The organism is Phascolarctobacterium sp. (genome assembly GCF_045124115.1).
In the GTDB taxonomy this organism is placed as follows: domain Bacteria; phylum Bacillota; class Negativicutes; order Acidaminococcales; family Acidaminococcaceae; genus Phascolarctobacterium_A.
In genome coordinates, this window is record NZ_JBGVLF010000018.1 from 38,069 (window position 1) to 56,477 (window position 18,409).

Annotated in this window: 20 protein-coding genes and 5 tRNA genes; 16 read left to right on the top strand and 9 right to left on the bottom strand. The window is 46.1% G+C overall.

Annotation, left to right across the window (positions count from 1 at the left end; translation table 11 throughout):
- Positions 1 to 2: 2 nt before the first annotated feature.
- Entirely contained in the window at positions 3 to 1,283 is a 1,281-nt protein-coding gene (gene serS, locus ACJMM4_RS02825; RefSeq protein WP_405381464.1) for a serine--tRNA ligase, read from the bottom strand.
- A gap of 99 nt (positions 1,284 to 1,382) precedes the next feature.
- Positions 1,383 to 2,255 carry an NAD(P)/FAD-dependent oxidoreductase gene (locus ACJMM4_RS02830; protein ID WP_405381462.1) on the bottom strand — a complete coding sequence of 291 codons (873 nt, stop codon included), beginning with the start codon at positions 2,253 to 2,255 and terminating at the stop codon, positions 1,383 to 1,385.
- A 173-nt stretch (positions 2,256 to 2,428) separates the two neighbouring features.
- Here ACJMM4_RS02830 and ACJMM4_RS02835 point away from each other — a divergent pair.
- From ACJMM4_RS02835 to ACJMM4_RS02885, 11 genes are all read left to right on the top strand, one after another.
- Positions 2,429 to 2,504: transfer RNA gene (locus tag ACJMM4_RS02835), tRNA-Lys, on the top strand.
- Between the two features lie 6 nt (positions 2,505 to 2,510).
- Positions 2,511 to 2,585 (top strand) — tRNA-Glu (locus ACJMM4_RS02840).
- Positions 2,586 to 2,592: 7 nt separating this feature from the next.
- A tRNA-Val gene (locus ACJMM4_RS02845) sits at positions 2,593 to 2,668 on the top strand.
- Between the two features lie 50 nt (positions 2,669 to 2,718).
- Positions 2,719 to 2,795 (top strand) — tRNA-Asp (locus ACJMM4_RS02850).
- 4 nt (positions 2,796 to 2,799) lie between these two features.
- Positions 2,800 to 2,875 (top strand) — tRNA-Phe (locus tag ACJMM4_RS02855).
- Between the two features lie 73 nt (positions 2,876 to 2,948).
- Positions 2,949 to 3,125, top strand: coding sequence for a hypothetical protein (locus ACJMM4_RS02860; RefSeq protein WP_405381460.1), 177 nt, complete (start codon positions 2,949 to 2,951; stop codon positions 3,123 to 3,125).
- A gap of 82 nt (positions 3,126 to 3,207) precedes the next feature.
- Entirely contained in the window at positions 3,208 to 3,903 is a 696-nt protein-coding gene (locus ACJMM4_RS02865) for a uracil-DNA glycosylase (RefSeq protein WP_405381458.1), read from the top strand.
- Positions 3,900 to 4,697, top strand: a complete 798-nt coding sequence (locus ACJMM4_RS02870) for a threonine/serine exporter family protein (RefSeq protein WP_405381456.1) — start codon at positions 3,900 to 3,902, stop codon at positions 4,695 to 4,697. Before ACJMM4_RS02865 ends, ACJMM4_RS02870 begins: the two co-directional genes overlap by 4 nt.
- A gap of 27 nt (positions 4,698 to 4,724) precedes the next feature.
- Positions 4,725 to 5,219 carry a threonine/serine exporter family protein gene (locus ACJMM4_RS02875; protein ID WP_405381454.1) on the top strand — a complete coding sequence of 165 codons (495 nt, stop codon included), beginning with the start codon at positions 4,725 to 4,727 and terminating at the stop codon, positions 5,217 to 5,219.
- Between the two features lie 9 nt (positions 5,220 to 5,228).
- Positions 5,229 to 5,786: a manganese efflux pump MntP family protein gene (locus tag ACJMM4_RS02880; protein ID WP_405382974.1), complete on the top strand. Its 558-nt coding sequence runs from the start codon at positions 5,229 to 5,231 to the stop codon at positions 5,784 to 5,786.
- Between the two features lie 18 nt (positions 5,787 to 5,804).
- A complete protein-coding gene (locus tag ACJMM4_RS02885; protein ID WP_405381450.1) occupies positions 5,805 to 6,932 on the top strand; it encodes a M20/M25/M40 family metallo-hydrolase in 1,128 nt (375 codons plus the stop codon).
- Between the two features lie 242 nt (positions 6,933 to 7,174).
- On the opposite strand, the gene ACJMM4_RS02890 is transcribed toward ACJMM4_RS02885, so the two are convergent.
- Together ACJMM4_RS02890 and gluQRS are read right to left on the bottom strand one after the other, a co-directional pair.
- Positions 7,175 to 7,393 carry a hypothetical protein gene (locus ACJMM4_RS02890; protein WP_405379443.1) on the bottom strand — a complete coding sequence of 73 codons (219 nt, stop codon included), beginning with the start codon at positions 7,391 to 7,393 and terminating at the stop codon, positions 7,175 to 7,177.
- 24 nt (positions 7,394 to 7,417) lie between these two features.
- The gene (gene gluQRS, locus ACJMM4_RS02895; RefSeq protein ID WP_405382976.1) at positions 7,418 to 8,392 is read right to left on the bottom strand and encodes a tRNA glutamyl-Q(34) synthetase GluQRS; all 975 of its coding nucleotides are present in this window, start codon (positions 8,390 to 8,392) and stop codon (positions 7,418 to 7,420) included.
- A gap of 181 nt (positions 8,393 to 8,573) precedes the next feature.
- Between gluQRS and ACJMM4_RS02900 the strand changes: the two genes are divergently transcribed.
- Positions 8,574 to 9,146, top strand: coding sequence for a hypothetical protein (locus ACJMM4_RS02900; RefSeq protein ID WP_405379441.1), 573 nt, complete (start codon positions 8,574 to 8,576; stop codon positions 9,144 to 9,146).
- 245 nt (positions 9,147 to 9,391) lie between these two features.
- On the opposite strand, the gene ACJMM4_RS02905 is transcribed toward ACJMM4_RS02900, so the two are convergent.
- Positions 9,392 to 10,039: an HAD family hydrolase gene (locus ACJMM4_RS02905; RefSeq protein ID WP_405379440.1), complete on the bottom strand. Its 648-nt coding sequence runs from the start codon at positions 10,037 to 10,039 to the stop codon at positions 9,392 to 9,394.
- A 142-nt stretch (positions 10,040 to 10,181) separates the two neighbouring features.
- Between ACJMM4_RS02905 and ACJMM4_RS02910 the strand changes: the two genes are divergently transcribed.
- The 3 genes from ACJMM4_RS02910 to ACJMM4_RS02920 all read left to right on the top strand — a co-directional run bounded on the left by ACJMM4_RS02910 (position 10,182) and on the right by ACJMM4_RS02920 (position 14,471).
- Complete coding sequence (locus tag ACJMM4_RS02910) at positions 10,182 to 10,988, top strand: HAD-IIA family hydrolase (protein WP_405379439.1); 807 nt, start codon at positions 10,182 to 10,184, stop codon at positions 10,986 to 10,988.
- A gap of 10 nt (positions 10,989 to 10,998) precedes the next feature.
- Positions 10,999 to 12,228: a M24 family metallopeptidase gene (locus ACJMM4_RS02915; RefSeq protein ID WP_405379438.1), complete on the top strand. Its 1,230-nt coding sequence runs from the start codon at positions 10,999 to 11,001 to the stop codon at positions 12,226 to 12,228.
- Positions 12,229 to 12,455: 227 nt separating this feature from the next.
- Positions 12,456 to 14,471 (top strand): AAA family ATPase, encoded by a 2,016-nt coding sequence (locus ACJMM4_RS02920; RefSeq protein ID WP_405379437.1) that lies wholly within the window; start codon positions 12,456 to 12,458, stop codon positions 14,469 to 14,471.
- A gap of 183 nt (positions 14,472 to 14,654) precedes the next feature.
- On the opposite strand, the gene ACJMM4_RS02925 is transcribed toward ACJMM4_RS02920, so the two are convergent.
- Genes ACJMM4_RS02925 through ACJMM4_RS02940 form a run of 4 tightly spaced genes read right to left on the bottom strand, consistent with a single transcriptional unit; the run spans position 14,655 to position 17,605 of the window.
- Entirely contained in the window at positions 14,655 to 15,131 is a 477-nt protein-coding gene (locus ACJMM4_RS02925; protein ID WP_405379436.1) for a DUF4446 family protein, read from the bottom strand.
- 13 nt (positions 15,132 to 15,144) lie between these two features.
- Positions 15,145 to 15,840: a DUF554 domain-containing protein gene (locus tag ACJMM4_RS02930; RefSeq protein WP_405382978.1), complete on the bottom strand. Its 696-nt coding sequence runs from the start codon at positions 15,838 to 15,840 to the stop codon at positions 15,145 to 15,147.
- A gap of 18 nt (positions 15,841 to 15,858) precedes the next feature.
- Positions 15,859 to 16,851, bottom strand: coding sequence for a ParB/RepB/Spo0J family partition protein (locus tag ACJMM4_RS02935; protein ID WP_405379434.1), 993 nt, complete (start codon positions 16,849 to 16,851; stop codon positions 15,859 to 15,861).
- A complete protein-coding gene (locus tag ACJMM4_RS02940; RefSeq protein ID WP_405379433.1) occupies positions 16,844 to 17,605 on the bottom strand; it encodes a ParA family protein in 762 nt (253 codons plus the stop codon). The genes ACJMM4_RS02935 and ACJMM4_RS02940 overlap by 8 nt, the downstream gene beginning before the upstream one ends.
- A gap of 210 nt (positions 17,606 to 17,815) precedes the next feature.
- On the opposite strand from ACJMM4_RS02940, the gene ACJMM4_RS02945 reads away from it, so the two are divergent.
- Positions 17,816 to 18,340 carry a hypothetical protein gene (locus tag ACJMM4_RS02945; protein ID WP_405379432.1) on the top strand — a complete coding sequence of 175 codons (525 nt, stop codon included), beginning with the start codon at positions 17,816 to 17,818 and terminating at the stop codon, positions 18,338 to 18,340.
- The last annotated feature ends 69 nt before the right edge of the window (positions 18,341 to 18,409 follow it).

Genomic DNA, 18,409 nt, shown 5'->3' on the forward strand with positions numbered 1-18,409 from the left:
GGTTATTTTTTAGGAACCTCGATTACGTCGCAGCCCATGTATTTGCGCAAAACTTCAGGCACTACAACACTGCCATCGGCTTGTTGGTAGTTTTCCAAAATTGCAGCTACGGTACGGCCTACAGCTACGCCGCTGCCGTTAAGGGTATGTACAAATTCCGGTTTAGACTTAGCGTCACGACGGAAACGGATGTTAGCACGGCGTGCTTGGAAGTCCAAGAAGTTGGAGCAGGAAGAAATTTCACGATAGCAGTTAGCTGCAGGCAGCCATACTTCCAAGTCGTAGGTGGTTGCAGAACTGAAGCCCAAGTCACCGGTGCACAGACGTACAACATGGTAGGGCAGGCCCAAAAGTTGCAGAACTTCTTCAGCGTCGTTAGTCAGCTTATCCAGCTCAGCCCAGGATTCTTCCGGTTTAGTGAACTTAACCAATTCAACCTTGTTGAATTGATGCATACGGATCAAACCACGGGTATCACGGCCTGCTGCACCTGCTTCTGCACGGAAGCATGCGCTGTATGCGGTGTATTTCAAAGGCAGTTGGTCACCGGTCAGCATATCATCGCGATGATAGTTGGTAACAGGAACCTCTGCAGTAGGAATCAAGTACATATCGCCGTTTTCCAGCTTGTACATATCTTCAGCAAATTTCGGCAGTTGGCCGGTACCTTGCATGGAAGCGCCGTTAACGATGAAAGGCGGGAAGAATTCAGTGTAGCCGTGTTTTTGGGTGTGCAGATCCAGGAAGAAGTTGATTACTGCACGTTCCAAACGGGAGCCCAGACCTTTGTAGAATACATAGCGAGCACCGCTAACTTTTACGCCGCGTTCAAAATCCAGAATGCCCAGCTTTTCGCCGATTTCCCAGTGGGGTTTGGGTTCAAAGTCAAATTTAGTAGGCTCGCTCCAAGTGCGAACTACAGGATTGCAGGTATCGTCAGCACCGATAGGTACATCTTCAGCAGGAATGTTAGGAATGGTCAGCAGGATTGCTTTCAAACGGTCTTCAATAGCTTTCAGCTCTTTATCATCGTCAGCGATTTTGTCGCCTAAAGCACGAACTGCTGCCATTTGTTCGGTAGCGTCCTGACCTGCTTTTTTCAGCTTGCCAATTTCCATGGAAGCAGTGTTACGTTCTTTTTTCAGCGCCTCAACTTGTTGGGTCAGTTCACGGCGTTTCTTGTCCAAATCAAGGAATTCAGTCAAATCAAGATTGCCACAACGATTTTTTACAGCTTCAACAACTTTGTCCGGATTTTCGCGGACAAATTTCATATCTAACATAATAGATTCCTCCAAATCATCAGAAAGCTTCTACTAACGCTTTCCTAGAATATCATAAACTATATTTTATCACAAATTACCGTGATAAAAAAGCTTTCCTTAATAATTTATGCCCTCATCACGACGACCTAAATAGCGGATAGCGCTTAAAGCAGCCTTTTGCCCTTGACCTGCAGCACGATTTACCTGCCAAGGCTGACCGGTGCAGTCACCGCCGGCAAAAACGCCCTCAATATTGGTTTCTGCCTGATCATCAACATAGATACTGCGGCCACGGATTTCCAAACCGGGCAAGAAGCTGTTCAAAGGATCGCTGGCACGGAAAACAAAAGCAGCTTGAACGCTGTAGAAATCATCCCCTGCACGCAGACCCGTAACTTTATCCGTACCGGTAATTTCCGTAGGAGTATCGAGAACAACAGTAATATTTTTCTTTTTGGGAGGCACAAAGCCTTGATAGCGGGGGAAGAAGAAAACCTGCTCCACTTGATCCGCCAAATATTCAATTTCATTCAAGGCATCAGGAACCGTAGCAATAGCAGCAACACGTTTATGTTTAAATTTAGGAGCGTCCACTAAAGCGCAGTAGCTTACGCCTTTGCCCAAGAATTCCTTTTCACCTGGAATCAAGGTAGAACGGGAAATACCTGTAGCCAGCACAACAGCATCAGCTGTATAATCACCGGTGGGGGTGCCCAGCACAAAGCCTTCACCAACCTCACGCAAAGAAATAATTTTTTCTTCAACAACATCTGTACCGGATTGGAAAAGATGTTTGACAAAAATATCCATCAGCTCCGTACCGGAAACATCAGGAATACCCATATAATCAGAAATCTTCGCTACACTGCGCAAACGGGGGCTGAACCCGTGAGCTTCAAAGAGGATAACTTTGCGACCTTTGCTGGCTGCGGTAATAGCGGCAGAAACGCCTGCAGGGCCGCCACCAATAACGGCAATATCGTATTGCATAACAATTCCCTCCATATAACAAAATCAATAGATCTAAAACAACTGGTTTTATATGCTTATTATAGCATACTAAAAGAGGAAAGAGAACACACGCAAAAAACTTCTAAACTTTTTAAAAAAAGTTGTTGACAAAGTTCCTGATATCGTGTATGATATTCAAGTAACGTGACCACGGCCCATTAGCTCAGTTGGTAGAGCACCTGACTCTTAATCAGGGTGTCGTAGGTTCGAGGCCTACATGGGTCACCATTATTTGGCCGGTTGGTCAAGCGGTTAAGACACCGCCCTTTCACGGCGGTATCGGGGGTTCGATTCCCCCACCGGTCACCAAATACACGGGCGCTTAGCTCAGCTGGGAGAGCGTCTGCCTTACAAGCAGAATGTCAGCGGTTCGATCCCGTTAGCGCCCACCATATTCGCTTATGACGGAAACTTACAAAGCTTCCGTTTTTTATTTACAAATGGCCCGGTGGTTCAGTTGGTTAGAATGCCGCCCTGTCACGGCGGAGGTCGTGGGTTCGAGTCCCATCCGGGTCGCCATTCTGCCTCGGTAGCTCAGTTGGTAGAGCAAAGGACTGAAAATCCTTGTGTCCACAGTTCGATTCTGTGCTGAGGCACCATTGGAAAGTTAACACCTGCTTTTGGGCGGGTGTTTTTTTATAGGCTGTGCAATTTTTGAAAGGAGAAATCACCATGTCCCCAGATACCTTTGCAGCTTTTTATCACGAAGTTGATACACCCATAATGATTTTCTTAGGCATCGTTGCCCTGCGTGCCATCTATCGTTCCATAAAGCATAAGGATTTTGTCCATGCCGCTGCTTTTGTGCCTGTACTAGCGGCAGCAATTTATATCCTTTATTTCGCTTAAAACCTGTGCTCCCCATCAGCGGGGAGCTTTTTTTATTGCCCCGCTGCACGGCTTTAGAGTATAATAAAGGAATGGAGGAGTTATGATGGACATTACTACTTTTATCGATAAATTGCAAAGCTACCAAAGCCCTTTAGTTTTCAACCCTTGGCGGGAGTACGCCCCTAGCTGCGACATCGGACCCGAAGCTCCGGTAATCCGCAGCGCCAATCTGCGCCGTTATCTGGAACTGCGGCAGGACGCCCACTATCTTTTTATTGCGGAAGCCTTGGGCTATCAAGGCGGTCATTTCAGCGGCATCGCCATTACCTCGGAACGCATTTTGTTAGGCAATCACGCCGACGTAGAACAAGAAAGCGTTTTAGGCACCTGGCAGTACCGCCGCACCAGCGACCCTAAGAGCGAACTTTTAAACAATACTCAAAAGCTTAAAGGGTTCAACGAGCCTACGGACACCGTAGTTTGGAACGCCTTAAACCGCCATGGTTTGGCAGCAAGGGATGTTATTCTTTGGAACATCTTCCCTTTCCATCCTTTTAAAGAAAGCAAACTACTCAGCAACCGCACACCTACCACTCCTGAACTCGATGTAGGCGTTGAATATGCTAAAATGCTTTTGGAACTGGTACCTAAGATGCAGATTGTTGCCATCGGACAAAAGGCAGCTACAACCTTGCAGCGCTACGAAATCGACTGCACAGCAGTCCCCCATCCATCCATGGGCGGTGCTAACCGTTTCCGCGCTGCCGTAGCGGAGCTGTTAGGAGGTACGCCATGACTACACCTTTGCAGGAAATCTCCAGAGAGCAAACTTTGAATCTTGCCTTGGCTATGGGCAAAGTGCTGTTGCGCAGCGGTGCAGAAACATCCCGCGTAGAAGATACTATTATGCGTTTCTGCCACAACCGCGGCTACCACGATATTAACGTATTCGTCACCCCTACGGTTATACTTTTAGGCGACGAATACTCTTATCACCCCAATCTGATTAGCCGTATCCGTTATCGTAGCACTAACTTAAGCAATATTAGCGCTATTAATGATTTTTCCTATAATATGAGCAAAACCGCCATTACCTACGAAGAAGCTATGGCCTATATGGAAGGCTTGCTCAACAAGGAACCTCCCTACGGGAATTCTGCCATCTGTTGGGGCTCTGCCATTTGCTCCGGCGCTTTTGCCGGCATGATTGGCGGTAACAGCCACGATTTTGTGGCTGCCTTTATTACAGGTGGTCTAGCTATGCTGCTCTTGAAAACTTTAGGCGGCTACCGCCCCAGCGCCTTTTGGGAAAACGCTTTAGCAGGCGCTGCCATTGGCGTTGTAGCCATTGCCTGCTGTGCCGTCAGCGTGCAGTGCACCCAAACCAATATTATTGTAGGTTCCTTGATGCCCTTTTTGCCCGGCGTAGCTTTTACCAACGGCCTGCGTGACTATATGGCAGGCGACCTTGTCAGCGGCAACAGCCGTATTGCGGAAGCACTGCTCTTTGCTACATCCATCGCCATCGGCTTAGCTTTCAGCTTGCTAGCTTGGTATCATTGGGGTTGGCCGCTCTGGCCCATGGACTAAAAAATCTGCAGCTGAGGAGGTATCGCTGTGCCTATTAATTATCCGGAAACATTTTTCTTCGCTGTGGTCACTACAGCTGCTTTTGCCGTACTTTTCCAAGCACCCAAAAGTACTCTGCTGCAAAGCGGACTCATCGGCGGTGTAGGTTGGGTTGTTTTCTGCCTCATGCGCCATAGTATGGAAGTAGATTCCTTCTACGCCAACCTGATTGCTACCATTGTCCTCGCTATTTTAAGTGAGTTGGCAGCCCGCGTCTTTATGCACCCTGCCACAGTTTTTGTTATTCCCGGCATCTTCCCTATTGTCCCCGGTCTCGGTATGTACAGGGGCATGGCAAAATTAATTGAAAACCATTACGATGAAGGCATGGCTATTCTATTAGCCGCTGCCAAAGATGCTGCTGCCATTGCCATAGGCATTATGTTCGTAGCCAGCTTCTTCCGCGTTATTAAAATCAGCAGGGAGCAGCAGCACTTGCTGCAACTATTGCGCATGGAAAAGAAAAAACAAGTTGAAAAGTAAGGAGAAAATATGGGTTTTATTGAGTTATTGCTACTATCCGTAAGTTTAGCTATGGATGCTTTTGCTGTTTCCATCTGCGGCAGCATGGTCCTTACCCCTGCCAATCGTTTGGCAGGCGCCTTGCGTTTCGGCATCTGGTTTGGTTTCTTCCAGTTCCTGATGCCCGTAATCGGCTACTACGGAGCAATTTCCTTTATTGATTATATTACTGCCTATGACCATTGGCTCGCCTTCGCCCTGCTTGCCTATTTGGGCATCAACATGATGCGTGAAGCCACCGAAGCCTGCAGCATAAAAAAAAGCTATACAACGAAGGAGATGGCTGTCCTAGCTGTTGCTACCAGCATTGATGCTTTAGCCGTAGGCATCAGTCTCACTTTTTTAAATACCAATATTTGGTTGGCTTCCACCATGATCGGCGTAGTCACCTTTGCCATTGCTGCCTTTGGCGGCTTGGCTGGCTTCCGCTTAGGCTCTGCCGTAGGCAAGAACGCCAATATTATAGGCGGCCTGGTTTTAATCGCTATTGGTGTGAAGATTGTTTTAGAGCACACCGGTATTTTGTAATTGCAAGGAGGTTTATCTATGTTACAAGTCAACAAAGAGCGTATGCTCGCTGAATTTAAAGAAATTGTGGCTATCCCTTGCCACACCTTGCAGGAACGCCCTGTTTTTGATTATTTGGCTGCCAAGCTGACCGCTATGGGCTTTACTGTAGAAGAAGATGAAGCAGGCAAGCTTTTAGGCGGCAACTGCGGCAACCTGTGGGCTTTTCTCCCCGGTACTAAGGCAGGTGCAACCCGCGTACTCCTTTCTGCCCACATGGATGGTGTTGAACCCTGCGGCGGGACCACCGTTGTGCAAAAGGACGGCATTCTCTACAGCGACGGCACCACTATTTTAGGCGGTGATGACAAATCCGGCGTCAGCGGTATTTTAGAAGGCCTCCGCCTGTTGTTGGAAGATGGCTACGACCACGGTGATATCCAAATTTTGTTCACCATTGCGGAAGAAGGCGGCGTAAACGGCTCCCGTTCCATGGACAAGTCTAAACTGCGTGCTGATGTGGGCTACGCTCTGGACGGCGAAGGTGCTCCCGGTGAAATCGTAGTAGGCGCTCCCGGCCAATATAAATATAAAATTGAAATCCACGGCAAAAAGGCCCATGGCGGTCTGGAACCGGAAAAAGGCATCAACTCCATTATGATTGCCGCTAAAGCTTTGGCTGATGTTCAACGCTATGGCCGTATTGATGAAGAAACCACTGCCAACATCGGCATCATCGGTGGCGGTGTAGCCACCAATGTGGTACCTGATTTAGTAACTATTGAAGGCGACGCCCGCAGCCGCAATAACGAGAAGCTGGTTGCTATTCGCGATGAAATCGTCAACACCATTGTAGCCAGTGCCGAAAAATACGGCGCTAAAGCTACTGCCCACGTGGACCACAAATACGATTCCTTCTTAGTTGCCGAAGACAGCAAGGTTGTAGAATTGGCAAAGAAATCCTGTGCAGCCTGCGGTTTTGTTCCCGTAGTTGATTTGACCGGTGGCGGCAGTGACGCTAATTTTATCAATGCTTATGGTGTGCCCTGTGTAATTTTAGGTACCGGCATGGCCAACGTCCACACTGTAGATGAATTCTTAAAAGAAGAAGACCTGTACAACAGCGCTATGATGGTTTACGGCATCCTCCGCGCTGCAGCAGAATAAAGGCATACAAAAAGAGGCTGTGACACCTGTCAGAGCTGTCATATCCCTGACGAATCATTTGCGATTTTAGCTCATAAGTGCTTAGAATCACCGAAGTGAAGCGAACCGAACAGTAAAAACTACTGCGAACAAGATCGGCCGCGAATCTTCGTCGTGATTCTGCACGCAATGAGCGTTAAGAAATCGCACGTGAGGAAGGGATAGACAGCATGACAATATAGTCACAGCCTCTTTAGTTTTTCTTAGCGGTACTTATTGGTGTGTTTTTTGCGTTGGTGCTCAACGCGGTAATCTGCTTGTACTTGGTACACTTGGTAAATGTACAGAACGCACAAAGGCAGAGCAATAATCAAGCCCAGCCAACGGTTGTTAAAGAAATGACTGCCTGCCATACCGGCAACCAAGCTCATAATAACAACAAAAAGCATGTTAACTTTGTACTTCATCAAAAGCTTCTTCATAAAATCCTCCTCTAAAATTCAACTTTATAATTGCAACAGTTCCTTGGGAACCACTATATTATGCTTTGGTATCTTCTCTGTAGCAAAAATAGGCAGCAAATCCTCCGCCTGCACAGGCTCCGGTTTTGCCAGCTGCCCCGCCATATAGGCTAAAATACCAAGTATCGGTTCCGGACTGCCAAAATGCCGGCGCAACACCCCTAGCTCCAAATCTCCATCACGCTTCGCCAACCTGCGCCCGTCAGGCGCGGTCAGTAGCGGAATATGGAAAAACTCCGGTGGCGTAAAGCCCAGCAACCGGTACAAATAAATTTGGATAGGCGTAGAACTTAAAAGGTCGCAGCCGCGCACTACTTGGTTGACACCCATTAAAGCATCATCCACCGTCACTGCCAACTGATAAGCATAAACACCATCACTGCGACGAATAATGAAATCGCCCCATTCTTTGGCAAGCTCGTAACTTTGCAAGCCATAGTGGCCATCAACAAAGGATACTACTTCGTCATCCACCTGCACCCTATAAGCAGGACGGCGTGTCTTGGCTTTCGCCTCCCGCTCCGCAACAGTCAAATGGCGACAGGTACCTGCATAAAGAATACGCCCGTCGCTTAGGTGGGGCGCTTCCGCTGCATGGAGTTCCGCCCTACTGCAAAAGCAAGGATAGACCAAATCTTGGTCTGCCAACTTAGCAAAGTATTGCCGATATATCTCCGAGCGCTGGCTTTGAAAATACGCTTCACTGTCCGCCCCTACATAGGCACCTTCATCCCAAGTGAGCCCTAACCATTCCAAATCTTTGGCTAGGACATCTGCGTTCTGCCGCGGGCAACGCTGGGGGTCCAAGTCCTCAATACGCAGGATAATCCTGCCTCCCTTGCTTTTGGCACTAAGCCAAGCCAAAAGGCTGCAGAACAAATTACCCAAATGCAGGAAACCGCTGGGAGTAGGTGCAAAACGACCTACAGGAACAGTATGCGGTTGCAGCTTAGCTTTCATAAGCATTCTTCCTTTGCTCAAGATGGATTATACCTTACTATTGTAACACATCCAACGGTGAATGTGTAAAATATTTGTGATTAAAGTCAAAAAGTCGAAAACGGTCACAATTTATGATATAATAGCTTTATAGACACGAAAAGTTCCTTGGCATGGATATTTTTATAAAAGAGGTGCAATTATGGCAGAAACCAGAATTACCGATGGCTACAAAGACAATATCGACGTTGAAAAAGAAGCGGAAAAAATTTGCCGCTGGGCAGCTGCCCGTGCCGGCGTCATTGTTGTGGCTCCCCTCGTGGGTACCATGACCCTCATGGCTAACGAAGTGTACATGATTACCCGCTTGGCTGAACTCCGCGGCATCAAGCTTAGCGAAAGCGCTGTATTGGGCTTGTTGGGCTCCTTGGGCGCTACCTTCGTAGGACAAACCCTGGTGACCTTGATTCCCTTCGCTCCCATCCAAATCCCTGTGGGCATTTCCGTAACCTATGCTGTAGGCAAAGTTGCCAACGCTTGGCTCAAGGCAGGACGCCCAGAAGACATTGCTGCCTTTAAAGAAGTGTTTGACGAAGCCCGCTCCGAAGGCATGAAACACTTTAAAGAATTTGGCAATATGGATTGCAAGGATAAACCTTTGGGCGATGAAAGCAAACGCTTTAAAATTGACTCCCAAGAAATTTTCGACACTGTCACCCGCAAAGCTGATGAAGCAGAATACAAATTTGAAGATGCAATGCGCAAAATGAAATAGTAAAGAATAAATACAACGTTATGGCTAGGATGAAACCAGTCATGATTACCATATCCCTAGACGAATCATTGCGATTTTAGCTCATGAGTGCGTAGAATCACAGAAGTGAAACGAACCGAACAGTAAAAGTTCCTGCGAACAAGATTGGCCGCGAATCTTCGTTGTGATTCTGCACGCAATGAGCGTTAAGAAATCGCACGTGAGGAAGGGATATGGTAACATGACTACATTCGTCCTAGCCTATTTTATTTACACAGCTCCAAGACATCCTCTACCCGCTCTGCCAAAATTGTCGCGCCATGTGCTACTAAAAAGTCACGCCCACGGAAGCCCCAGCAGGCACCAATGCAGGGTACGCCGGTGTTAGCGGCAGTAAGTAAATCCGTATCGGAATCGCCTACATAAACAGTAGTGGCAGGATCCGCCCCCAACTGCTTCATTACAGCTAGCAGCATATCAGGAGCAGGTTTACGGGCAATGCCCGCCTGCTCGCCACAGGCAGCATCCAAAAATCCGGCAAAATATTCTTTAGCAAGTTCCTGCACAGCAAAATCTGCTTTGTTAGAAACAATGGCTGTTTTGCAGCCTGCAGCACGCAAAGCCGTAAGCAGCTCCATAACTCCCGGATAAGTCCCGGTAGTATCCTTGCAATGAGCCTTGTAGAAAACAGTAAAATCCTGCAAAACCTTTTCCCGTAAATCCACTGCCGTACCTTTAGGCACAGCACGTTCAATCAGCTTGCCAATACCATTACCCACAAACATGCGCACTTCCTCAATGGTGCGCAAAGGCATATTATTTACTTTTAAGGCATGATTGGTAGCATCTGCCAAATCCTGCAGAGTATCCAGCAGTGTACCATCTAAATCGAATATTACTGTCTTATATTTCATAAGCATACTCCCATCTTTTTGATTGTATCTAGTTTATCACAAATAACAGCTTTTGACATCTCCACCTGCCTTTCCTATTGGTAAAATTCTCCAAATGCTATATAATAGAGGTATGATGTAAAAATGGGACGGAGGCAAAATTATGACCTATGATTATGCACGTATTGCAAAAATAAAATGCTTTTTATTCGACATGGATGGAACCATTAACTTGGGCAACGAATTGATTCCCGGTATGGAAGGCTTCTTTGACAAGCTTACTGCTGCAGGACGTAAATACTACCTGCTGACCAACAATTCTTCCCGCAGCCACGAACATTATGTAAACAAGATGAACGGCTTAGGCGTACCCGTGACCCGCAAGGAGGTTTTGATTTCCTCCGATGCGCTGACTAACTGGATGAGCCACCATAAGCCAGGTGCACGCCTTTTTGTTTTAGGTACTCCTCAACTTTTAGATACCATTAAGGAAGCAGGCTTCACCCTGACCAACTCCCTGGAAGAAGAAACGGATTATGTAGTAGTCGGCTTTGACCAAACCTTGACCTATGACCGTTTGACCATTGCCTGCCGTTTGATCGACAAAGGTGTTCCCTACGTAGCAACCCACCCTGATGTACGCTGCCCCATTGAAGGCGGTGAATTCATCCCTGATACAGGTGCTATGATCGAATTAATCAAAACTGCTACAGGAAAGTCCCCGGAGCTGATCTTTGGCAAACCCTACCAATACATGGTAGATGTTGTTTTAGACAAAACAGGCTATAGCAAGGATGAAATCGCCATGGTTGGCGACCGTCTGGCTACAGATATCGCCTTTGGTTTGAACAACGATATTCTTTCTATTATGGTGCTCACAGGCGAAGCGACCATGGAAGATGTAGAAAAAGGCAATATTAAACCGGACATTATTCTTGACCACGCTAAAGAAATTTTAAACTATCTGTGAGGGATGCATTATGGCAATTCTAGAGAAAGACACCGTTTTTACTGACTCTATCCGACCTGTTCCTGCCAGCGAGCTGGAAGCACGTCTGCAAAAGTTCCGTACAGCTATGGAAGCAGAGCACCCGGGCTGGGAAATGGTAGCCATTAACCATAAGGTTGCCATGTATTACTTTACGGGCACCATGCAGGATGGTGTATTGATTATCCGTCCTCAGGATGCTATCTTTTGGGTACGCCGCAGCTATGACCGTGCCTGCAAAGAATCCCATTTCGACGATATCCGCCCCATGCACAGTTTCCGCGAAGCTGCAGCTTTCTATGGCCATGCCCCCAAGATTATGTACATGGAAGTACGCAAAGCCACTGTAGATTGGGAACGTATGCTCCGCAAATACTTTCCCTTTGACGAAATCGGTTCTATCGACAGCATTATCCAAGATTTGCGTATGATTAAGAGCAAATACGAGTTATCCATGATGGAAACAAGTGGCGCTATTCACGAAACTGTTCTGGATGTTATTGCCCCCAACATGATTAAAGGCGGTATTAGCGAAGCGCAATTGGCTATTGAGCTTTACAGTGAAATGGTTGCCCGCGGTTCCCACGGCATCGCCCGCTTCAACCTGCCTATGGGCGAAGAAGTTATCGGTATTGCTGCCTTTGGTAAAAGCGGCTTAGTCCGCACTGCCTTTGACGGCCCCGGTGGCACTAACGGTACCTGTATCGCCGTACAATCCATTGGTAACGCCTTCCGCAAACTGCAGCCCGGACGCTTAGTCTACCTTGATATTCCCTGCGGTTTTGATGGCTACCACACTGATAAAACCGTAGTCTACTACTATGGCGACATTAATAAGGATGAGCAGGGACAAAAGATTTTGGCTGCCCAAGAACGCTGCTTAGAACTGGAGCAGGAAGTTGTTTCTATGATGGCACCGGGTGTGCCTATCGAAAGCCTTTATCTGCGCACTATGGCACGTTTCAACAACGTCTATGGCGACAGCTTTATGAACGGCGGTAAATTTCTCGGCCACAGCATCGGCCTTGTGATGGACGAAGCACCTGCCATTGCCAAAGGGTTCAAGCAGCTGCTGCAGCCAGGCATGACCTTTGCCGTAGAGCCCAAAATCGCCCTCCCCGGTCTGGGCATGGTAGGTACGGAAAACACCTACGTCATCACAGAACGCGGCGCTCGTTCCTTAACCGGACGCAGCCACAATTTGCGCATTGTCGAACGCTAAAGCACAACTTAATATAATTACCCATAATTTAGTCATTGTTACCATATTACTAGACGAATCATTGCGGTTTAAGAGCATACGCTATAAAAATCGCACGTGAGGAAGGGATATGGTAGCAATGACTATTTCTTTTTGCGTCAATTATCAATGTACATATTTTAGTACCTCTAACATGTTATATATATTAATGTAAAGACAATGAAGATGTGTTAACAGGAGGTAATAGTATGCTGTTTTTTAAAGTTGAAGGAACTATTACGAATCAGGCGGCTTATGATGATGACAGTCGTCAAGCGCGTAGGGAAAGAACGCGCGAAATTTCCAATAGAAGCGATGCTTTTAACCAAAAATTTTGCAAGGATTCATTCTATTTTATCTACGCCGTTGAAGACGGCGTGCTGAATATGGGCGTAATCTGCAACCGCTCTGAAGATTTAGACCCCACCCTAGCTAACTATTTAAAATATATTAACTATGAACTTAAAGATGTAATCATAAACGAAATCACCATTAGTGAAACAGAACATCTTTTAAATAATGCCTTTCATGATGACTACATCCCCGATAATGATGAAATCATGGAGCGTTTTGGTATCGATAAAGTCACCGGACGTTTCAGCCGCAGGCTTGAGTATGATGAAAAAATAATTAATGAATCTACCAAAGAAAGTATCTACAGTTCTGCTCAAAAGCTTTTATTAAACAAAAAACTGCTCCCCGAACTGAAACGCATTTATTCCGGCACTGCTACGGACAAACCCTATGGTCATCCTGTCCACTATATCATTCAAACTGATGATATTTCCACCCGCAAAGAAACTTTAACTGTGCTCATGCAAGCACTTTATGATAATAAACGCCTCCACAGCAAACGTTATTGCTTATTAAATTTTGAGGCTGATGAAGATTTTTATTCTATACTTTACGATAAACTGTATGCCATTTGTGATGGCTGCACTGTAGTCGTCAACTATCAGGCAAACAACGAAACTGAAGATGGTGAATTTGCTAGCAGCGAACGGGATATTATTGAAAAGCTTTGTGAAATGGCCAAACGCTATCGTAATAAAGTATTGACCATCCTCTGCCTGCCTCGCGAATGTAAAGCCACTAAAGCCTTATTTTACGAAAATCTAGGCAGCATGTCCTTCGTAGAATTTCAAGAAGACTTTGTTAACGATAGCAAAGCTACGGATTTCTTGAAAATGTTGGCAAAAGAAAATCATATCCGTACGGATAAGCATTTATTTGCCAAGGTAGAAGCAGGCAAAGGCTACCTAGCACCTGACTTGCATCGACTTTTTGCTGAATGGTATGATTATAAGCTAAAAACCTCCATTTATCCCCAATATAAAAAGATTACAACAATTGGTAAGAAAACACTTAAAGAGGCACCTAAGGGCAACGCTTACGATGAGCTGCAGGAAATGATTGGTTTAAGCGAAGCTAAAGCGGTCATTCAAAAAGCCCTCAACTACTACAAGATTCAAAAGCTCTACGCAGACAAGGGCTTTAAATGGGACACCCCTGCCATGCACATGATTTTCTCCGGCAATCCCGGTACCGCCAAAACCACGGTAGCACGGCTCTTTACTAGGATTATGAAGGATAACGGCCTTATCTCCAAAGGACAGCTTATTGAAGTTGGCAGAGGCGACTTAGTAGGCAAATATGTGGGTTGGACGGCAAAAACGGTGCAAGAAAAGTTTAAAGATGCCTCCGGCGGCGTCCTCTTTATCGACGAAGCCTATTCCCTAGTTGATGACCGCGATAGCTCCTTTGGCGACGAAGCCATTAATACCATCGTGCAGGAAATGGAAAATCACCGCCACGATGTAGTAGTTATTTTCGCAGGCTATCCCGATAAAATGGAAGGCTTCCTGCAGAAAAACCCTGGACTCCGTTCCCGTATCGCCTTCCATGTTCCCTTTGCTGATTACAGTGCCGCAGAACTTTGCCAAATCGCTACCCTTCTTGGCAAAGGCAAAAACATTACTTTTGACGAAGAGGCTATGGTTAAATTAAAAGCTGCCTTTGAAGCAGCAAGAAAACAAGGAGATTTCGGTAACGGCCGTTACGTGCGCAACCTGTTGGAACAAGCGCGGATGAACCAAGCCACCCGCCTACTGGAATATGACTTTGATGCTATCACTGCAGCAGAAATTGCTACCATTAAAGCGGTGGATATCATCATTCCCGAAGTTCCTAAAATCGTAAAGCGAAGCATTGGTTTTGCAAGCTGAAGGAAGCTTTGACGAACTAAAGCTATATCCAAATAGAAAGAGACGACATTCAAGCTTTTTTGAGTGTCGTCTCTTTTGCTCTATATTCACTTCGTATTATTCTCGACCTATCCACCGCAAGTAAAACAGTAAGAAGGGGTCAAGTATGTATGGACATTGCCGGTTATACTCCAATGCATTGCTTTACAGCAATTGCTTTTCTTCGTCTGCCAAGGGATGGGAGGATTGACCATCTTTAATAGCTTTAGCATAGCAACGGCTTTCGTCCCTGCCATAAATGCTGGTCAGAAGCACACCATTTTTCTTGGCATCGCTTAAAAGCAGGGAGTAGCTCATTTCGCCACCCATAGCGTCAAAAGCATCGTAACGGACCAAGTCAGCATGTTGCAGACAGCCTTGTACCTGCTCGTATAGCTTAGCGTGTTTCTCCTGCAAGGCTGCTAACTCTGCCTTCGTAGCCTGCAGTTCCTGCAAAGTGTTAGTCAACACTGTATCAATATTAGCTTCTTCACCTTGAGTAAAGAAATCATATTTAGCCTGTAATGCGTTCAGCTTGCCTTTCAGCTGCACCAGCATCACTGCCAAAATCACTACTACCAACGCCAATACACCTAGAATAGCCACTAGATTATTGGCTGCTGCCAGATTTGCTTGTTCCACGAAATCGTCTCCTTTACAAAAAATACTGTGCCAACACTGCCGCAAAGAACATTCCCGGTAACATATTGCCAATGCGGATCTTGGTCAAATGTAGCATATTGGCACCAATAGCCATAATCATAATACCACCGGAGGCAGTAATCTCCCGCAGCATAACATCCGTAATCCACGGGCCGGCGACACCGGCCAGCAAGGTAATACTGCCTTGGTAGATGCCTACGCTGACTGCTGATAGCGCCACACCGATACCTAAATTGGCACTCATAATCAACGCCAGAATGCCGTCCAAGGTGGACTTAGCAAACAGCGTAGTATGGTCGCCCGTAAGACCATCCTGAATACTGCCAAAAATAGCCATAGCACCGCTACAGAAAAGGATGGAGGCACTAACAAAACCAGTAGCAATGGCTGCCGCTGCAGAAGCATCGCCTTTGCTCAGCTTATTACCTAAGCACTCTCCTAATCTATTCATGGCGCCTTCGATATCCATGATCTCGCCTAAAATAGAGCCCAATACCAAGCTAATAATAACAATAATAATGTTTTGTGTCTTTAACGCCATCTGCACACCGATGACCAAAATACACAGAGCTACACTGCTCATCATGGTCTGCTGCCATTTTTCCGGCAGACCTTTTTTAAAGACTAAGCCCAGCAAAGCGCCTACAAAAATGGCGGCGGCGTTAGCCATTGTTCCTAACCCGGGCATAGTTTCTCCTTTTCTTGCTTAAACGTGCAAACGGTGCGGCGGTTGCGCTGCAGGCAAAGATTCTTCATTGCCCTGTTGCAACACCTCATAAATACGCTCTAAATCTTCTGCAGAATAATATTCGATTTGGATGGTACCGCCTTGGCGCCCATCCTCCTCCGGTTTCGGCAAAACTTTAACCTTGGTACCCAGCAATTCTACCAAACGCTGCTCAAAATCATGGCAGAAGACATCGTTGGCAGAGGGTTGTTGTTTACGCTTCTTCTCTTTGGGTTTTTCGGCAACTGCTTCCACTATTTCCCGGGCAATTTTTAATTGTTTCCCTTCTTTAAGCTTACGGACAACTTCCTCCGTCATGCGGGAGCTCCAACCATTGGCAACAATAGCTTGTGCTACTTCCAGCATCTGCTCCGGTTTGGGCAGACCTAAAAGCTGTTTAGCCTGACCCATGTTGAGCACGCCGTTGATAATCATATCTTGGATTTCTTGGGGCAAGTTCAACAAACGCAGAATATTAGTAACAGCTACGCGGCTGCGCCCTACCTTTTGGGCTGCCTGCTCTTGGGTCAGCTTAAACTCGCTCATTAAGCGGCGTAAGCCCTGCGCTTCTTCAATAGGATTCAAATCATGGCGCTGAATATTTTCAATCAGCGCAATTTCCATCATCTTAGCGTCATCATATTCGCGGATGATAACAGGCACTTTGGTCATGCCTGCCAGTGTTGCCGCACGCAGACGACGTTCACCTGCTACCAATTGATAGCCTTTACCATGCTTGCGCACTACTAAAGGCTGTACCACGCCAAACTCTTTAATGGATGCAGCCAGTTCTTGCAGTTTATCCTCGTCAAAAACTCTACGTGGTTGATAAGGATTAACGCTGATATCGCTTGCAACAACTTCTTGGGGTTTGTTTTCCGCAGCAGCAGTTGCTACGGTTTCTTGCACCGCACTGGTATTTTCACCAAAAATAGCGCCTAAGCCTTTGCCCAGACCACCCTTCTTACTCATCTTCCAGCACCTCGTTAGCTAATTCCATATACACTTGCGCGCCCTTGGACTTAGCATCGTAATCAATAACAGGCTGTCCGTGGCTGGGAGCTTCGCTCAAGCGCACATTGCGGGGGATAATTGTTTGATACATCTTGGTTTTGAAATATTTCTGTACTTCTTCCACTACCTCTTGGGAAAGATTGGTACGGCTGTCATACATGGTCATCAGTACGCCTTCCAATTTCAAGGCAGGATTTAAATTGCGCTGTACCAACTGAATAGTGTTCATCAGCATGGTAACACCCTCCAAAGCGTAAAATTCGCACTGGATAGGAATCAAAACACTGCTAGCGGCAGTAAGGCCGTTAATAGTGAGCAAGCCTAAGGACGGAGGACAGTCAATCAGCACATAATCATAATTATGCTTTACTCTTTCCAAAGAGTTCTTTAAGCGACCTTCCCTGTTCATCAAAGACACCAATTCGATTTCCGCACCGGCAAGCTGAATGGTAGCAGGCACTATATCCAATCTGTCGTAAGCAGTATGCTTGATTACATCCTGCATGGGTACATCATTAATAATCGCGTCATAAATACATTGCTTAATATCCCGTTTATCAAAACCTAAACCACTGGTAGCATTGCCCTGGGGGTCGCTGTCAATTAAAAGGACCCTGCGGCCGCACGCTGCCAGACACGCTGCCAAATTTACGGCTGTAGTGGTCTTGCCTACGCCGCCCTTTTGGTTAGCCATCGCAATTACCTTTACCATTGTATCCTTCACCTCGATCAAAACTTTTCTTAGTAAAAAATCTATCATCTAGCATTATTCGATAGAATCTCTAGCATATATTTTATCACATTTTCTACCTTTTCCCCACCCTTTTTTCGCCTAAGGGTGGGGATTTTTCTAATTTATCATGGTATAATCAGCTTAGTTAGAGAGATTACAGCTCTTAGTGATTAAGGAGGACTGGATATTATGAAAAAATTTGTTGTCGGAATTTTGGCTGCAGCTGCTCTTTTGGGCTTTGTCCCCGGAACTAGCACCACCTTTGCACCCTTGAACTCTGTTGCTCATGCGGAGAAAATTGTTATTGAGGGCGATATTAAGACGGAAGCGCAGGCAAGAGAATTTTTGCTTGGTTATTTTGCGGAATGTCCTGCCAAGGAAGTAGAAAAATATCGCAATTGGCAGGCTGATGGGTTAACACTCTATAAAATGAGCGAAGGCTTTGTAAATGAACAAGAATGGTATGATGGATATGTTTCCATCGGCAGCTTCCCTGCTGAAAAAAAAGGCATTAAGATGTGGTATTATCGTCTGCAAGAAGGAGAAGGCTTTGAAAATGTAAAGGTTAAAGGCCTTTTCGTTGTTGATGAATACGGAGTTACCTATGTATACGATTACTTTAGCCGTAAATTCTATCAACAGCACATGGAAGGTAACTATAAAGCAAATGTGAGATTTTCCGGTGACATTTTAGTTACTACACCCTACGAATAAAAAACTTTACTCCAGCCTTCGGTCATAGCAAAAGGACCGAAGGCTATTTTTATGCAAAAAAGCAGCCAC

What these genes read in the sequence shown, in the direction of transcription:
- ACJMM4_RS02905 (WP_405379440.1), bottom strand. Translation starts at nt 10,039, where the DNA reads ATGAAATATAAGACAGTAATATTCGATTTAGATGGTACACTGCTGGAT.
- ACJMM4_RS02930 (WP_405382978.1), bottom strand. Translation starts at nt 15,840, where the DNA reads ATGCCCGGGTTAGGAACAATGGCTAACGCCGCCGCCATTTTTGTAGGC.
- ACJMM4_RS02945 (WP_405379432.1), top strand. Translation starts at nt 17,816, where the DNA reads ATGAAAAAATTTGTTGTCGGAATTTTGGCTGCAGCTGCTCTTTTGGGC.
- ACJMM4_RS02935 (WP_405379434.1), bottom strand. Translation starts at nt 16,851, where the DNA reads ATGAGTAAGAAGGGTGGTCTGGGCAAAGGCTTAGGCGCTATTTTTGGT.
- ACJMM4_RS02890 (WP_405379443.1), bottom strand. Translation starts at nt 7,393, where the DNA reads ATGAAGAAGCTTTTGATGAAGTACAAAGTTAACATGCTTTTTGTTGTT.
- ACJMM4_RS02885 (WP_405381450.1), top strand. Translation starts at nt 5,805, where the DNA reads ATGTTACAAGTCAACAAAGAGCGTATGCTCGCTGAATTTAAAGAAATT.
- ACJMM4_RS02900 (WP_405379441.1), top strand. Translation starts at nt 8,574, where the DNA reads ATGGCAGAAACCAGAATTACCGATGGCTACAAAGACAATATCGACGTT.
- ACJMM4_RS02910 (WP_405379439.1), top strand. Translation starts at nt 10,182, where the DNA reads ATGACCTATGATTATGCACGTATTGCAAAAATAAAATGCTTTTTATTC.
- ACJMM4_RS02860 (WP_405381460.1), top strand. Translation starts at nt 2,949, where the DNA reads ATGTCCCCAGATACCTTTGCAGCTTTTTATCACGAAGTTGATACACCC.
- ACJMM4_RS02870 (WP_405381456.1), top strand. Translation starts at nt 3,900, where the DNA reads ATGACTACACCTTTGCAGGAAATCTCCAGAGAGCAAACTTTGAATCTT.
- ACJMM4_RS02865 (WP_405381458.1), top strand. Translation starts at nt 3,208, where the DNA reads ATGATGGACATTACTACTTTTATCGATAAATTGCAAAGCTACCAAAGC.
- ACJMM4_RS02920 (WP_405379437.1), top strand. Translation starts at nt 12,456, where the DNA reads ATGCTGTTTTTTAAAGTTGAAGGAACTATTACGAATCAGGCGGCTTAT.
- gluQRS (WP_405382976.1), bottom strand. Translation starts at nt 8,392, where the DNA reads ATGAAAGCTAAGCTGCAACCGCATACTGTTCCTGTAGGTCGTTTTGCA.
- ACJMM4_RS02880 (WP_405382974.1), top strand. Translation starts at nt 5,229, where the DNA reads ATGGGTTTTATTGAGTTATTGCTACTATCCGTAAGTTTAGCTATGGAT.
- ACJMM4_RS02830 (WP_405381462.1), bottom strand. Translation starts at nt 2,255, where the DNA reads ATGCAATACGATATTGCCGTTATTGGTGGCGGCCCTGCAGGCGTTTCT.
- ACJMM4_RS02915 (WP_405379438.1), top strand. Translation starts at nt 10,999, where the DNA reads ATGGCAATTCTAGAGAAAGACACCGTTTTTACTGACTCTATCCGACCT.
- ACJMM4_RS02940 (WP_405379433.1), bottom strand. Translation starts at nt 17,605, where the DNA reads ATGGTAAAGGTAATTGCGATGGCTAACCAAAAGGGCGGCGTAGGCAAG.
- serS (WP_405381464.1), bottom strand. Translation starts at nt 1,283, where the DNA reads ATGTTAGATATGAAATTTGTCCGCGAAAATCCGGACAAAGTTGTTGAA.